This window comes from Deinococcus apachensis DSM 19763 (genome assembly GCF_000381345.1).
GTDB lineage: Bacteria > Deinococcota > Deinococci > Deinococcales > Deinococcaceae > Deinococcus > Deinococcus apachensis.
Genome location: NZ_KB906409.1, coordinates 18,338 through 33,021, shown reverse-complemented (window position 1 = coordinate 33,021; position 14,684 = coordinate 18,338). Strand labels below are relative to the sequence as shown.

Genomic DNA, 14,684 nt, shown 5'->3' with positions numbered 1-14,684 from the left:
ATTCCTCCTGGGGGTCAACGCAGGGAACTCAGGTCGTAGGTGAGGCGGCTGCCGCCGGGCTCGTGCACGGTCAACTCCTGGGGAAGGGGCACGCCGGAGAGGCCGAGCGTCACGTCGAGCTGGCCTTCCGCTCCCGCGAGCTGGGCCTGCAGGACAGCGCCGTTCCCGACGAACGTCCACTCCCGCGCCCGGGTCTCGTCGGCCCCCTGGACGGCAAAATGCAGCACGAGGTGCCCCGCGTTCAGCCGCGCCCCGTCCAGCCGTAGGCGCGAGCTTCCGAATGGGGAGAACCGGGCGTCCTCCCCCCGCTGCAACCCCGCAGCATCCCGGCCAATCACGAAGGTCTTGTCGAAGGGGTGGTACGACAGTTGAGCCCCTTCCCCACGGGCAAACGCCTGAACCTCCACGTACGGCTCCTCCACGAGGCGAATCACGTCGTACTTGGTCTGGGTGGCGGCGCGGTTGAGGAGGCTGCTGAAGACGCCGTTCAGAGGCCCGAGGTCCACCCTGGTCGTCGCCGCGTCCACCAGAGCGTTCGTGTCGATGACGCGTCCCAGGACCGGGCCGAGGTACTTCCCGAGTTTGTTGACCTCAACGTACACCTTGCCGTTCTGTTCGGCAGCCCGGAGTTCCGCACGCTGGCCGTCGAGGTAAAAGCTGTAGTCCAGCGCGGCGGCACCGGAGTGAAGGGTGAAGGCACCCAGGATGAAGGCGGCGCGGGTGAACTGAGCAGACCTCGGCAAGGGGCGAATCATGCCCGGCACAGTAGACAGGGGGGCGTGACAGCAGGATGTCGGCCAGTCAGCCGCCACTCCTGGCCGACCGCCTTACAGGGGTGACTGGCACCTGAACGATGGGAAAACCGCCCGCAGGACATCCTCACCTTGCCAGGGCCCGACACTTTTCACAAAGATTGCAGGAGGCAGTTTGATAGATTGCTCATATGCCTCACACGCTTTCGGGGTGGCGGCTGCACCTTCTCGGCTCGCCGCAGGTGGTGGCGGCCGATGGGCGAATCATCCCCTGTGAACGCAAGACGGCGGCACTGCTCGCGTACCTCGCGCTGGAGGGGCGAACGTCGCGCGCCACCCTGGTGAAGTTGCTGTGGCCGGACACCCTGGGCGAGATCAGCCGCAACAACCTCGTGCAGCATCTGCGGCGCCTGAACAAGGCGTGCGGGGTGGACCTCGTCCTGCCGGGCGAGGAGGTGGAGCTCGACCCGGCTGTCGAGGTGGACGTCCAGGTCCTGCTTGGCGGGCAGGGGCGTGGAATCAGCCGGGCTGAACTTTTGGACGGCGTGGAGCTGGACGGTTGCCCTGATCTGCTGGAGTGGCTGGAGACGCGGCGCGAGGGGGTACACGCGGCTGCCGTGAACGCGTGCCAGGTGGACATCCGGTCTTTCGAGGAGCAGGGGTCATTCACGGAGGCCATCGGGGCGGCCCAGGCCCTGCTGGAGCTTGATCCCGTCGTGGAGGACGCGTGGCGCGACCTGATGCGGCTGCACCTCCTGAACGGCGACCGCGCGGCAGCGCTGGGGGTGTACCACCGCTGCAAGGACGTCCTGATGCGCGAACTCGGCGTGGAACCCACGGCAGAAACCAGGCGCCTTGCGCGGGCCATCGGCGAGGGCACGGTTGGGGCGCAGGGCCGGTCATGCCGCATCCCGGTGGCCGTGCTGCGCCCCCCGGCGCTGGTGGGCCGCGAGGAGGCCTGGGCCCGGATAGAGGAGGCGTGGGCCGACGGAAAGGGCATCGCGCTCATTGGGGAGGCGGGTAGCGGCAAGACGCGCCTCGCCACCGACTTCATGCGTTCGCGCCCGGACCATCAGGTGCTGTTTTTCGGCGGTCGGCCCGGCGACCGTCAGGTGCCGTATGCCACCCACACACGGTTCCTCTCGGCGCTGCTGGAGGCCGCCCCGAACTGCGAGCTGCCCGGTTGGGTCCGCCGGGAGCTCGCCCGCACCCTGCCGGTGCTGGGCGAAGCCCCCCCTCCCATCCGGTCCGATACGGACAAGCGGCGCTTTTACGAGGCCACCGTGGAGTTTATCCGGCGTGTCACCCAGCGCGCCCCGATGATTCTGGGCAATGACGACATGCACTTCATGGACGACGCGAGCATGGAGTCGGGGACGTACGTGGCGTCGCACTTCGTGAATGACGGCGTGGTCCTGCGCAACATCAGCTGTTACCAGTCCGGCGCCCTCAGCCCCTTCGCGCAGGCCATCATGCAGCGGGCCTACGAGGCCGGGGTGCTCGTGCCCATCCACCTCGCGCCGCTCGCCCAGGGGGACATCGAACAGTTGCTCTCGGACCTCGGCCTGTCGCAGGGGACGGTCCTGGCGGACGATTTCGCGCGGGCCAGCGGCGGCAACCCGCAGGTGGTCCTTGAACTCCTCAAGGGGATGTACCAGACCGGGACCTTCCAGGTGGCCACCTCCACCCGGGGGGCCCCGAGCGTCGCCGCCCTGATCACCGGGCGGTTCGAGCGCCTCAGCGCCTCCTCGCAACAGGTCGCCCGGGCCGCGGCCGTGTTGCGGCGCGACTTCACCGTGGAGCAGGTCGCCCGGATGCTCGGGGCCTCGCTGCTCGATGTGGCCTCGGCCTGGGAGGAACTGGAAGAGGCGCAGGTGATGTCGGGAGAGGCCTTCTCCCACGACCTCATGCTGCAGACCATTCTCGCCGGTATTCCCTCGCCCGTCCTGGGCGTGCTGCACCGGGCGGCCGCGCACATGCTGGGCGCGCAGGGCGGCGCCCCCGCGCGCATCGCCAGCCACTGGCAAGAAGGCGGGGACCCCGGCAAGGCAGCGCCCTGGTTCCTGCGGGCCGGGGAGGCGGCCGAGGCCACCCTGCGGTTCGCGGAGGCGGAGGAGAACTACGCGCGGGCGCAGCTCGCCTGTGAAACGGTCGGGGATACTGAAGGGGCGGCCCGGGCCCGGCGCACGCGGGTGGCCCTCGCCGAACGCCTGCCTGCCCTGCCCGGCTGAGGCCCGCCTGTCAACATCCTGAAATCACCCTCCTTCTCCTACCGTGGGCTCACCGCGCTGGTCCGTAACGTCCGGCCGACGGGGAAAGGAGGAGGACATGGATCACGAGCCCCTTGCCAGCACCCCCAGTGTGCCCGATGGACGCGTGTACGTGCTGCGTATCTGGGAGGAACCCTCGGTGGGGTCCGTGGGCTGGCGCGCCTCGGTTCGGGAGGGCCCGCGGGGCGAACGGTCGTACTTCGCCAGCATCGACGAGTGCCTGGAGTACCTGTACACCGAGTTCCTGAGGCGGTGAGGTCGCTTCTCCGCCCTCGCCCGGTCCCCGCCCCCCCATCAACCTTGCCCGGCGGCAGCTCCCGAGTTGCCACCCGTCCCCCAGCCCTGTGACGCCGCTCCCTGCCCGAAGCCGGGACCCTCGCCGGAGGAACTCCTCATGACCCAGACGGCAACCCTGCCCGCCCCGACTCTGTCCACCGCACCGTTCACCATCTATAACCCGGTCCAGAAAGACAGCGTGACCTTCCTTCGCCGCACGGACGGCCGGTGCAGCACGCTGGTGGACGTCGAACTCGCGCCTGGGGGCGGCAACGGCCTGCACACGCACACCGCCTACTCCGAGGAGTTCACCTGCCGGGAGGGCCTGCTGGGCATCCACCTCGACGGGCGCGAGATCACGCTCCGGCCGGGAGAATCCGCGCTCGCGCCCATCGGGTCGGTGCACCGCTTCTACAACGCCTCGCCCGAGCCGGTGCGCTTCCGCACCGAGATCGCTCCGGGGCATCGCGGCTTCGAGCAGGGCCTGATCCTCAGCTATGGGCTGGCGCAGGGCGGCCAGGTGAACGCCAAGGGCATCCCCATGAACATCTGGCATCTGGCGCTGATCGCCGACATGACCGATTCCCGACTTGCGGGGCCGCTGCGGGTGCTCAACCCCGTCCTTACCTCCCTGGCGCGGCGAGCGCGTGCCCGAGGCATCGAGGCCGAGCTGCTGCGGCGCTACGTGAACACCACCGCCTGACCCGGCTCCAGCCCTCGCCCGCCCGCGCAGACCGCGGCGAGGGATGACGGCGGGCCACCACACGAAGAGGACTTCCGTGCAGGTTCCAGCCACCCCGGCCGCATTCGCACTGCGCCGCCGTGCCCCGGCGATCCCGCGCGCTGCCCACAAGGGGAACCAGCAAAGGGACCGCCCCTCAACGGGGTGCAGCGCTGGGCGGGCAGGTCTCCTGCGCCCGGTGATCGGCTTGGGCCAGGCGCAGCCCTGAAGGATGGGACGCCTCCGGGACTTCACGGCCTGATCGGGGGCGAACCTGAAGGGGACCCGGTGTCTACGCCGGGTTGCTTTGGGGCGCGGCCGGGAATTCGTCGGCCCCTCCGGGCGAGGCGAGCGTCAGGATGGCCCGGTTGACCGCGTTGCGACTCAGGAAGTGGAGCCGGGCGCCGGGCGGTACATGACCTTCGGCGATACCTCGTACCCAACGCTCCGCCTCCCGCAGCGCGCCCTCGGCGTCCGGATGGCCCAGGGCGCGGCGCACCCCGTGCAGCGTGAGAAGCACCTCGCCCCGCGTCATGTCCGCCGCCTCGACCTCATTCAGCCGTACGGCCACGCGCTCGGCGTGCCGCCCGGCCTCCCGGGCGCGGCCCAGGTGGAGCAGTGCCCGCGCGAGGCACACCTCGGCCGTCAGCTCGTACCCGCCCAACTCGTGCACGCGGGCCAGGGCGAGTGCCTCGTGGGCGAGGACCACAGCCTCGTCCGGCACCGCGGCTTCCCCCCGCGCGAGCAGGAGGCGGACCCGGGACATCGGCCGACTTTCGGGCCCGAGCAGCGCCCCGGCGGACGCAAAAACGCCCTGTGCGTCCTCCCCCCGGGCCAGGGCGAGACGGCCGAGCGCCACCAGGACCCGCAGGCGGTACGTGTCGGGCATTCCGGTCACATCCCGCGCCCTCCCCAGGAGCGCTTCCGCCCGGTCCCACTCGCCGAGGGTCAGCCACACCTCCCCCTCGCAGGCACCGTAATACGCGTGCAGCCAGCCGCTGGGGTCCTGCTCCACCGCACGGGCCCGCCCGTAGTGCGCGAGGGCCAGGTCGTACTCGCCGAGGTCCGCGTGAGCCAGCGCGACCAGGGCGTGACCGATGGGGCTGTTCCACAACCCTTCGCTGCCCCCCTCCAGGTCCAGGGCGCGCCGCAGCAGCGGCAGGCTGTCGCGCACGCGTCCGAGATCGCCCAGGCACACCGCATGGTTCCGCAGGGCGACCAGCAGGTTCGCCGTGTCTCCCAGACGTTCCAGCAGCTCGCAGGCGCGACGGTGGTGCCCCTCGGCCTCGCGGTGCCGGTCCTGGTGGTCGAGCACGACGGCGAGGCTGCTGAGGTTGCTTGCCAGCGCCGCTGTATCGCCCAGGGGTTCGAGGCGCCTAACGGCTTCCCGCAACGCGCTGACCGCGTCCGTCATCCGGCCCAGGGTCCAGTAGGCCGTGCCCAGGTCCGCGAGCAGGTTGGCGTGGAGTTCAGGCGCGTCCTGGCCCTCCAGCTCGGCCAGGCCCCGGCGCGCGGCGACCTCCGCCCGCGCGCCCTCGTTGCAGGCGGCGAAGAGTTCGGCCTGGAGCTGCCAGGCCTGCGCGGTTTCCAGGGGCAACTCCGCCCGCTCCAGCACCGTGTTGATCGCGTGTTGCCGCGCCTCGCTGTCCCCCAGGGGCGCGAGCGCCTGGGCGCCGCGAACCCACACCCCAAATGCTCCGGCCGCCTCGCCCTGCGCGTGCAGGATGCGCGCGGCCCGGTCGAACAGACTCGCCGCCTCGCGCAGCCGGAGCGCCGCCTGGGCGGCCTCACCGGCGCGGAGCAGCCAGGGCGCCGCCTCACTGTCCTGCCCGGCGTCGAGAAAGAGCTGCGCCACGGCGGCGGGCGAGCCGCCCTGCGCGGCGAGGACGCGGGCCGCCGAACGTTGCAGGAGCCGCCGCACCGTGGGGGACATCTCTGCGAGCACGGCCTCGTACACCAGGTCGTGCAGGAAGCGCTCGCCGCGCACGACCTGCGCCGCCTCCAGCTCCTCCCAGGCGGCGACCACGTCGAGCAGGGGTGCGGACAGCACCTCCGCGATGAGTTCGGGGGAGAAGTCGCGCTGCAACACCGCGCCCGCACGGGCGACATGCAGCGCCATCTTGGAGAGCCGGGTCAGGCGCCGCGCGATCAGCGCGCCCACCCGGCGCGGCAACTTCGGGCCGCCCTCCCCGCAAGGTCCCTCGTCGAGCCAGGCCCGGACACTTTCCAGCAGGAAGAGCGGATTGCCCCCGGTGGCCGCCGTCAGTTCCGCGGCGCGCTCCGGGCCGATGGCGACCTGGAGGCCCGCGAGGAGCTCCTTCACAGCCTCCTCCCCCAGCGGCCCCACCTCGATGGACGAGGCCTGCCCGGCCCTCACCATCCCCCCGAAGACCTCCTGGGTAAAGCGCGGCAATTCATCCCGGCGGTGAACCGCCACGAAATGCGGGAGGCCGCCCGGCCTGCCCAGGGGGAACACCGCGTCAATGAGCACGAAACCCGCCTCGATGGAGGCCTCGTCCACGTACTGCAGGTCGTCGAAGAGACACACGTCCACCTGCGAGAGCCCGATCAGGAACACATGCTGAATAGCCTCGTGCAGCCGGGCGTCCGCACCAGGGCTCGGCGCCTCGCCGGGCATGGCCAGTTCGGGCAGCAGCCAGGACAGGGAGCGGCGCACCCACTCGGGCAGGGGAACATGGGTGAGGGCCAGCGCCCGGCGCAGGTTGCGGGCCGTGGCCGTGTAGGGCACGAGGTGGTCGCCGGGACGCCCTTCCAGGGCGAGCACCCGGCCCTTGCTGCGCGCGAACTCCTGCGCGAGCCTGGACTTCCCCATTCCGGGCTCGCCCGACACGATGATGAACCGCCCCGCCTGCCACGCCGCCTCCATCGCCGCCCACTCGCGTTCCCGGCCCGCGAGGACGGTGGGCTCGGGAAGCGGGCGGGGCGCCGCTGGGGAAGGCGTGATGGGGAGCTGCTCCCCGCGCCGGATCAGCCGGGCGAGATCGCGCGTTTCCTGCATCGGCTCCAGACGCAGTTGCGCGCGCAGAGCGTCCTGCAAGCGCTCGTACAGGACCAGCGCCTGCCTGGAATCCCCGCCCAGGTAGTGCAGCCGCATCGCCCGACGGTAGGCCTCCTCCGAGAGGCGGTCGAAGGTGAGGGCCCGCTCAGCCGCCTGGGCCGCCGGGCCGTACGCCCCGGCCGCCTCCAGGTCCCGGGAGCGTCGGGCGAGCAGGCCCGCCCGGCGCTGGTCGAGCCGCTCGCGTTGCACCGCCAGCCACTCCGTGAGATCGGGGGCTTCCTCAAAGGACACGCCCTGGAGGAGCGTGCCCTCCGGGACGTCCCCAACCGTGCCCACCAGCAGGTCCTGCACGTCCGTTCGCAGGTCCGGGGCGAGGGCCAGCTTCTCCCCCGCCAGCACGAGGTCCTCCCCGTGGGCGCCCGACATGCGGCGCAGCAACTGAACGAGGTTGTTCCGCCCCGCCGCCTCGGGGCGGTCGGGCCACAGCAGGCTCGCCAGCCGCCTCCGCGGGACGGGTCCCTCCAGGGCGAGGTACGTCAGCAGGGCCAGCGAACGGCCCTCACAACGGACCGGGCGGCCGTCGGGGGCGGTCAACCTCGCGTCCCCGAGGACCGAGAGCTGCCAGGCGCGCGGTGGGGTCATGATCACGCCAATTTATCAGACCTTCATCTACCCGGGAGTCGAAGTTGCCGGGTATGAGGGCTGCCCCTCAGTTCGCAATGTTGACGCCGCGAAACGAAGACCGCGTGGGCGGCGTGCCCACGCGGCCAGCCGGTGACGGCTTATGGGTTCCGGTAGAAGAACAGACCTTCCTGCTTGCCGTTCTCGACGAGCACCATCGAGGATCGGCCGTCGCGCACGCCTACACCCCACTTGTACTCGTCGGGCTTGGGGTACCACGTCTTCTCGTAGCTCCGAGACGGGTTGCAGGTATCCTCGAATTTCTGATGCGCGTTCGTCGCCGTGAACACCACGCGGTCGCCCTGCACGGCCACGGTGCCCGTGTGGTACTTGAAGAAGTTGATGTTGCAGCCGTACATCCTCGACTCGATGTAGGAGCTGTACACGAAGGTGCCGTCCGCCCGGATCTCGTACCAGAGGCCCTGCCCGCCCGCGGGGCTCCAGGTGCCGTTCGCGGGGTTGTAGTACCCGCCGCCGCTGGAACCCAGGGTGCTCCAGTTGCCCACCAGCTGTGCGGGCACGGCGGTGCGGGGTGCGTCCGCGGGCGGCCCGGCATTGCCCGGCTCGTTGAAGGCCATCATCTCGATGTTCACGCCCGTGCTGGGTGGCCTCACCCGGCCCAGGCTCTTCCGGTCAGGGCTGTACACCCCCAGCTCATCCTCGGCACCGAACTGGTTCTTGGGCTCGTTGTCCTTCCAGGCGATCAGGCCGTACTCCCCGTCGGGCAGGGCGGGCGTCGTGAAGGTCGCCTGCGGGCCGGAGGTGCCGATCTCGATGCCGCCCACCCCATCCCAATCGCAGTCGCCATTCACGATGGGACAGATGAGGAGGTAGGTGCCCCGCATGTCCCCGCCCTTCGGCGCGGTGAGGGTGCCGCTGATCGTTCGGGCAGCGGGCTGAGGTTGATCACCGGAGTTGTCGGGGGTCGTGGAGCCACCGCAGGCGGTGAGCAGGCTGAGGGTGAGGAGGACGGAACCGAAAAGGACACGCTTGTTCATGGATTCTCCCGTGGCGGCCAGGGTTCACCGCCCATCTGATTTGCACGCTCACGGTAGGAGGGGTGCCCTGACACCAGGATGTTGCTGTTCGTCCTGGCGGCGGCCAGGGACAACGCCGCCTCCCTCCCGAGGTATGGCTGGAACACAGCAGACCTGGGGGTCGGCCCGCATCCAAGCCTCCTTCCGGGTCCACAGCGCCGGACCCGGGAGCTGCTGAGCAGCAGGACGGGCGGGCAACATCCTGGTGTCAGGGCGCGCCACGTAGCGTGCTCCCATGTCCCGGAATTCCTTCCTCCCCTGCATCCGCAACCGACGGGCTCTCGCCCGGGCTGAAAGTTCGGCCTGCCCGGTGCGGCGCCGCCGACCATCCGCTCGCCCACTCGCCCTGCTGGCGGGCCTGCTCGCCGCGAGTGCGGGTGCCGCCCCCCTCAAGGGGTCGGTTCATGTGCCAGGCAAGCACGACGTGCGCGGAACCTGGGTGGTCGTGTGCGACCTCGACGCCCGCGGCGACTGCGTGGAGGGCACGGGGCAGTCGCAGCAGATCACCCGGCAGGACGGCAGTTCCGCCTGGTTCACCTTCGAGGACGCACCGGACAGCCCGCGCGGGGTCGTGGCATGGAAGGACGTGAACGGCAACGGCAAGCTCGACCGGGGCGACCTGTACGGCGCCTATTCGGTGGATGGCCTGACCCCCGCGAAGGTGCGCGCGCCCTACCAGGGGGCGGTCGTCTGGATGCGCGAGCAGGACGGCGTGCCCGACCCCTTTCTGAGCGGCGCGGCAAGCGCGGGGCCGAATGCCAAAGCCAAGGCCGCCGCCCTGGTCGGGGACCTGGGAAGACAGGTGCGCGGTGACGGCTCCACGACGGGCACGGTGATCGTGCCGCTGGGCTACGACGTTCGCGGCGTGGTCGTGCTCGCCTGCCGCTTCGGCACGGAGGACTGCTACGCGGCCACCCAGGTGGGGCTCAGTGGTCGCCACGCCCGCTGGCGCCTGGACGGCCTCGCCGACCAGGGGCATCAGCTCGTCGCGTGGGCGGACCTGAACGGCAACGGCGAGGTGGACGGCCCCGATCTGTTGGGCACCTACCTCAACTCGGCGCGCGACAACTTCCAGCTCGTGAAACCTGGCCCCGGGAACATCACCATCTCCCTCGCGCCCGCCCCGGAACTCGCCGCGCAGAACAAGCCGAGCCCCAAGCGTGGCCCGGCCCCGGACGGCATCTTTAAGAACACGTCCCTCCAGAATGTCGCGGGGCGCTGGACGACGCAAAACCGGGTCAGCCGCCTCACCCAGGGCTTCACGACGGGCACCGTGTTCGGCGGCGCGACGGTGCAGGCGGGATGGGACTGGACGCCCACGCAGGTCAGGCAGGACGTGGACCTGCTCATCCGCCCGGACGGCACCTTCCGCTCCGTCACCTTCACCCAGGACTTCCAGAGCGAGAACTGCGCGACGCTGACGACGGTCGAACGGGTCGGGAAAGTCAGCCTGTCGGGCGCGAAGCTCACCTTCCAGGTAACGCGCGGCGCCTTCCGCGAGATCGACACCTGCCAGCCGAGCTTCAACCGCTGGGGCGCGTTACCCGCAGTGAAGGAAACTCAACTCGTCGGCGTGCAAAAGGGGCAGAGTGGGACGCCGGAGCTTGTCCTGCGGCCAGGCGGAACGGGTGGGGATGTGTTCTTCCGCAGAACCTGACTACTTTGACCGTCACGGGGGGCACCAGGAGGACAGCGACGGCCCGGTGGCAGGACGGGGTCCACCGCGCTCCCCGGTCACGAATGTGCAAGGCAGCGGCGGGACAGCTGTGAACTGACGACCTCGCCTGTGCGGGACCGGGCGCGGGCGGTAGACCAATGAGGACCCCGATCACGAGGCCGCGCGACAGCAGAGCCCAGCGTCCTGTTTCTCCCCAGTCCGGAGCCCCTCCGGTTGCCCGGGAACAATCCCGTAGTTGCGGGGAAATCTGGGGCTGGGTCTGTCCCGCCGGAGGTGAGAGAGCGGCCTTCATCCTGGTCCGCCTCAGCGCCGGGTCATGGAGAGGGTGCCGCGGCCCAGGTCCTCGCCCTCGTAAGTGGTCCAACGCACCTGACCCTGATAACGGTCCCCCTCGAACCGCCCCTGCACCTTGAGCTCCATGGTGCGCCCCCCCACCTCCAGCCCGATCTCCAGCGCCCCGGTCTCACTGTTGCCATTCGCGTACTCCACCGGATCGTCCCCATAGCCCAGAATGCGTGGCGAGTCGTCCTGCAACTTGAACTGCACCCGGTACGTCTGCTCATTCACGGTCAGGACCGCGTCCCACGTCCCGCTCGCCATCCACTTCGCCGGAGTGGGACTCGGCGTGGTCCCCGCCGAGGAGTTGGGGGTGCTGTAGCTCGGCGTGGGCGAGCCGGAAGCCCCCGGTGCAGGTGGCGTCACCGTCCCCCGCCCCGTCCCCGGCGCACTCTCGGGCGGCGTCCCCAGCGGCCGATTGAACAGCGTCTCCCCACTCCCCGACGCCAGGCTCAACACGTGCTGCCCGTCCGGATTCACCTTTACCAGCGCCCGCTCGGTGTACGGCTTGACGCTGTTCTTCGAGGAGGAGACCTTGCTCGGCGAGCAGGTGTAGCCGGTCGAGGCACTGCTGGTGGGGGTGAAGGTCAGGGAGGAGCCGTTCACCGCGACCTTGCCCTGCTCCTGTACGAGGAGCTTGGAGGTGCAGCCGTAGGTGGTGACGACCAGGAGGCCGGTGCGCTCGTAGGTGAGATTGGGGTTGAGCTTGAGGAGGATGCTGGTGCCGCTGGCCTCGGCCCACTTGCCGGTGGTGACGTTGTAGTACTCGACCGGCGAGATCCGCCCGCTGTGCCACTCCCCACGCAGCTCGGCGGGCAGCGTGCTGGAACCCGGGGCCGGAGCGGCGGGTTTTTCAGGTGTGCGCCGAAGGAACGGCATCGGTGTCTTGCCGAACGTGAGATTGAGCTTGCCGCCGGTGAGCTGCCAGGTCGCCTGGTTCACGGCGTTGTCCTTGCTCGTCTTGTCGCTGCCCGCCCGGCGCGTGCAGCCGTTGTTCAGGCGGTCCGGCGAGATGTTCTTGATTTCGCGGAACGTCTCGGCCCGGAGCGTGAGTTTGTTGCCCTGCACGGTGAACCGGCCGCGCTCGATCCCGACGTCGAGTGATTCGCAGGTGATCATGCGGCCCGTCGTGCCGAAAAAGGCCGGGAAGGCCGTGGCCTCGAAGGTCGTGACCGTGTACGTGCCGTCCTTGTTCAGGACAAGGCGTGTGGAGTCGGCCCACGCCCTGGAGAACTCGGCCTCGTACGTCTTCGGGGCCAGTTGCGCGCCGCTGATCCACTCGCCGACGAGCCTGGCGGGGATGGTGGTGGCGGAGGCCGCGCAGGAGGGCAGCGCGAGGAGCAGGGCGGGCAGGAGAAAACGGCGGGGGTCGGTCATGGGAAGGTCCTTTCGTGTGGCGCGGGGAAGTCAGGGGCACCCCGAACCCGGCGCAGTGTGCAGGTGAGGGGATGACAACCGGATGGTTCGCCCGCACTCAGCGCTCCCGCCAGTACGCGGCGGCGGCAACGCCGAACTCCTGGTCGATCTTGCCTTCCCACAACGCCGCGTCCCTGTCGGGACCCGCGCCGAGCGTCGCCTTCACCTCGACAGGCATCCCCACGTCCGCGATGCCGCCCCGGTCGAACTTCAGGTACAGGCTTTCCTTGAGGCTGAGCCCGGACTTGTTGGACGAGGAGAGCGGATTGCCCTTCGGCTGCTTGAGTTCCGCCTTGACCCCGGTGAAGATCGTCGCCGTGCCGTTCCAGCCCAGGCTGAGCTGCGCGACCGGCGCCACGTTGAACGCCGTCTTGAAGCTCGGCGAGAGCTTGATGTCGAGGCCCTTGCAGCTCACCCCGAAGCTCAGGCCGTACCCCTCGAACGGCAACGACTCCGAGGGCACCTTGGACTTCAGCTTGCCGCCCGTGGTGAGCCCCCCGCATGAATCGGCCACGAGGTTGGGCAACTCCTGCGCGTCGAGTTTCGCGCCCGGCGGGTTCGCCCCGCTGCACACTTCCTCCTCCACCTCCGACATGATCCAGGCGGAATCGACCATCGGGCCGGAGTAGAGCGACTTCGCCGCCGCCTCAATACCCAGCCGCAGCGAGAGGCGCATCTGCGGGTCAGCGACGTTCGCGGCCAGGGCCGTCTCGTGCTTCACGCGCAGTGAGGCCCACCTCGCCATCGCCTGCTCCTGCCCCCTGACGAAGGGGCGCAGGCCGTCCATGTAGGCCCTGGCCGCCTCGTCGTAGAGGGCCCGCCGCGCCTCGCAGGTGGGGACGGACCGGGCGCGCTCCTCCAGCTCGTTGCGAATCTTGGCGAAGCGAGGCGCGGCGTCCAGAAAGGCGTAGAAGGCGTAGTGCGCGTCCCACGCCGCCTCGCAGGCCCCCCACAGCTCGGCTCGAAGTGCGAGTGGACGATGGCCTCTTGCACCAGGCGCATCCACGCCTGTTCCCCGGCGTCGGACCTGTTCCAGTCCCAGAGGCTGAAGGCCCTGTCGATCAGCGCCCGCAGCTCCTCGTCCCTGGCCTGTTCGAGGTCCATGTACTGGTCGTGCAGCGCGGTGGCTTCCTGCCGGATCGCGGGCGACTTGAGTGGCGGGAGGTCGAAGGACGCGCCGCGGGACAGGTTGAAGAGGTCCCGGGCGGGGCGGCGCGTCGGCGCGTCCTCAACGGGCTTGACCCCCGCGCCGTGGCGTCCGGGCGTCGTCTCCTGCAGCGAGTAGTCCCGGCTCGCCTGCTGGTCCGGCGTGCGGCGCAGGCCCAGGCGCAGTTCGCGGGTGGCCGCGTCGAGCTGCCCCGGGCACAGCAGGGCCTGCGAGAGGTTCGTGTGCACCTCCGCGAGGTCGGGCGCGAGCTTCGGAGCGGCCCGCAACGGCGCCTCGGCCTCCTTCCAGCGCCCCAGGCCCAGGAAGGCGTGCCCGCGGTTGGACAGGGCGATGGGGCCGCGCCGGGCACCCCGGCGGGCGCGGGCAGCGTGCCGCCCAGCGGCGCCGCCTCGTCGAGGAAGGCGATGGCCTCGTGCGGGAACCCACTGAGGGAGAGCACGCCCGCCGCGTTCACGAGGGGCCAGGTACCCTTCGGTGCAGCCCGGTGCGGCGCGAGCAGCAGCGCGAGGGCGAGCTTCGGGTTCTTCCCGGCGACCGCCGAGATCACGTCATCGCCGCTGGCCGGGGCCTTCGCCTTGCTCGCCTCGGGTCCCAGCACCTTCTCGACCCGGGGGAGGGCCAGCTGGAAGGTCACGGCGCCCGGCGCGCTCCCGACCGGCAGCGGGGGCGTGCCCTTCTCCTTCTGCTCCCGGAGGGCCTTCAGGGACTGCGCGACCCCCGCGTAGCCCTGATCGGTGGGCTTCATCCGGGCGAGCATTTCTTCGAGCTGCCTGATCAGCTCGTCGATATTCTGCCCGCCGCCCACGGGGAGGCCGGGCGTGGCGTAGTCGCGCACCCGGGGCTTGCACGCCGAGTCCCTAGTCTTGGCGACCTGATCCTTATGCTCGGCAAAGGCGGGGAGCCGCGTCTGGTCGCTCCAGGCGCGCCACGGCCCGCCCGCCAGGGCGGAGGAGGCGATGAGGCAGACGCTGAGCGGCAGGCCGGTGATCAGGTTCCTGTTCATGCGCCCACCCTGCCAGGACGTGGATGGTCACCCGGTGGCACGCCCAGGAACAGCGGAGCCCCCGATCTGGGCCGGAAACCCTGGGCGGGAACGCCGCCTCAGCGCCGCACGAGTTCCCCGTACAGGTGCTCGATGCAGTCGTCGACACTGGCAAAATGCCGTTTCTCCCCATCCGTGCCCTCCCGCAGGGTCGCGCGCCAGTGCCCCGGGGGCACCTCCCCGTCGTGCCATACGCGCAGCACGTACACGCGCCCTTCCGGTCGGGCAAGGTGGCCGTCTTGTGGATCTGCCATGGTCTTCTCCTCTCCCGGAGTACGGGCGGACCGC

The 14,684-nt window shown here is 70.3% G+C and carries 11 protein-coding genes; 4 read left to right on the top strand and 7 right to left on the bottom strand.

Features of this window, described 5'->3' with window-relative positions; all coding sequences use genetic code 11:
- Nucleotides 1-14 precede the first annotated feature (14 nt).
- Nucleotides 15-755, bottom strand: coding sequence for a hypothetical protein (locus tag F784_RS0115420; protein ID WP_157465299.1), 741 nt, complete (start codon nt 753-755; stop codon nt 15-17).
- A 188-nt stretch (nt 756-943) separates the two neighbouring features.
- Here F784_RS0115420 and F784_RS23350 point away from each other — a divergent pair, with 188 nt between their 5' ends.
- The 3 genes from F784_RS23350 (at nt 944) to F784_RS0115405 (ending at nt 4,001) form a co-directional block, all read left to right on the top strand.
- The gene (locus F784_RS23350) at nt 944-2,983 is read left to right on the top strand and encodes an ATP-binding protein (protein ID WP_019587620.1); all 2,040 of its coding nucleotides are present in this window, start codon (nt 944-946) and stop codon (nt 2,981-2,983) included.
- A gap of 97 nt (nt 2,984-3,080) precedes the next feature.
- On the top strand, nt 3,081-3,278 hold the full coding sequence (locus F784_RS0115410; RefSeq protein ID WP_019587619.1) for a hypothetical protein: 198 nt from the start codon (nt 3,081-3,083) through the stop codon (nt 3,276-3,278).
- Nucleotides 3,279-3,416: 138 nt separating this feature from the next.
- Nucleotides 3,417-4,001, top strand: a complete 585-nt coding sequence (locus F784_RS0115405) for a cupin domain-containing protein (protein WP_019587618.1) — start codon at nt 3,417-3,419, stop codon at nt 3,999-4,001.
- Between the two features lie 310 nt (nt 4,002-4,311).
- On the opposite strand, the gene F784_RS24690 is transcribed toward F784_RS0115405, so the two are convergent.
- Both F784_RS24690 and F784_RS0115395 read right to left on the bottom strand, forming a co-directional pair.
- Nucleotides 4,312-7,680 carry an ATP-binding protein gene (locus F784_RS24690; protein ID WP_157465298.1) on the bottom strand — a complete coding sequence of 1,123 codons (3,369 nt, stop codon included), beginning with the start codon at nt 7,678-7,680 and terminating at the stop codon, nt 4,312-4,314.
- Between the two features lie 140 nt (nt 7,681-7,820).
- Entirely contained in the window at nt 7,821-8,717 is an 897-nt protein-coding gene (locus F784_RS0115395; protein WP_019587616.1) for a hypothetical protein, read from the bottom strand.
- 274 nt (nt 8,718-8,991) lie between these two features.
- Between F784_RS0115395 and F784_RS0115390 the strand changes: the two genes are divergently transcribed.
- Entirely contained in the window at nt 8,992-10,413 is a 1,422-nt protein-coding gene (locus tag F784_RS0115390) for a hypothetical protein (RefSeq protein WP_157465297.1), read from the top strand.
- Nucleotides 10,414-10,737: 324 nt separating this feature from the next.
- Here F784_RS0115390 and F784_RS24685 read toward each other — a convergent pair whose 3' ends face one another.
- The 4 genes from F784_RS24685 to F784_RS25430 all read right to left on the bottom strand — a co-directional run bounded on the left by F784_RS24685 (nt 10,738) and on the right by F784_RS25430 (nt 14,650).
- Entirely contained in the window at nt 10,738-12,147 is a 1,410-nt protein-coding gene (locus tag F784_RS24685) for a hypothetical protein (RefSeq protein ID WP_019587614.1), read from the bottom strand.
- 97 nt (nt 12,148-12,244) lie between these two features.
- Nucleotides 12,245-13,192: a hypothetical protein gene (locus F784_RS0115380; protein ID WP_157465296.1), complete on the bottom strand. Its 948-nt coding sequence runs from the start codon at nt 13,190-13,192 to the stop codon at nt 12,245-12,247.
- Nucleotides 13,193-13,247: 55 nt separating this feature from the next.
- On the bottom strand, nt 13,248-14,357 hold the full coding sequence (locus tag F784_RS26300; RefSeq protein ID WP_157465295.1) for a hypothetical protein: 1,110 nt from the start codon (nt 14,355-14,357) through the stop codon (nt 13,248-13,250).
- Between the two features lie 98 nt (nt 14,358-14,455).
- Nucleotides 14,456-14,650, bottom strand: a complete 195-nt coding sequence (locus tag F784_RS25430; protein WP_083939245.1) for a hypothetical protein — start codon at nt 14,648-14,650, stop codon at nt 14,456-14,458.
- Nucleotides 14,651-14,684 lie beyond the last annotated feature (34 nt).